Source organism: Paucihalobacter ruber, from assembly GCF_006494535.1.
Lineage (GTDB): Bacteria > Bacteroidota > Bacteroidia > Flavobacteriales > Flavobacteriaceae > Paucihalobacter > Paucihalobacter ruber.
The window spans coordinates 1-571 of the sequence record NZ_VHIQ01000020.1; the positions used below are offsets into that span (position 1 = coordinate 1).

1 protein-coding gene is annotated in these 571 nt (G+C 34.3%); it reads left to right on the top strand.

Features of this window, described 5'->3' with window-relative positions; all coding sequences use genetic code 11:
* Positions 1 to 511 (top strand): transposase (locus FJ651_RS15640; RefSeq protein ID WP_140991726.1); only part of this gene is annotated, 511 nt, incomplete at its 5' end.
* Positions 512 to 571: the final 60 nt, after the last annotated feature.

Sequence of the window (571 nt, forward strand, 5' to 3'; positions counted from 1 at the left end):
TGCTGTGGTCGATTGGCTAGACGTTTTTACCCGAAATGAGTATAAAGACATTCTTATTGACAGCTTATCCTATTGCCAAAAACATAAAGGAATGGAGATTCATGCTTGGTGTATCATGACCAACCATGTTCATTTAGTTTTTAGAAGTATTAATGATTTGCATCCCTCGAGTTTGCTAGGGGATTTTAAGCGTTTTACCAGTAAAAAAATAGTGAAAGCAATACAAGACAATCCAAAAGAAAGTAGAAAGGAATTTTTATTGGAACAGTTTAAAAAAGCTGCTGGCATGTCTTCAAATGTTAATAAATTTCAATTTTGGAGACACGACAACAAACCTATTGAATTATGGAGTAATAAAGTAATTCACGAAAAAATAAGTTATGTACATAATAATCCTGTAGACGCCGGTTTAGTCTATCATCCAGAAGATTATGTTTACAGTAGTGCGGCAGATTATGCAGACAAAAAAGGATTACTAGATAATGTTATTGTTTTTCAGTATTTTGGTTGAAAGAATAGAACCATTTATGTATTGTTGGAACCACACGATGCAATCGTGCGGCAGCAGGGG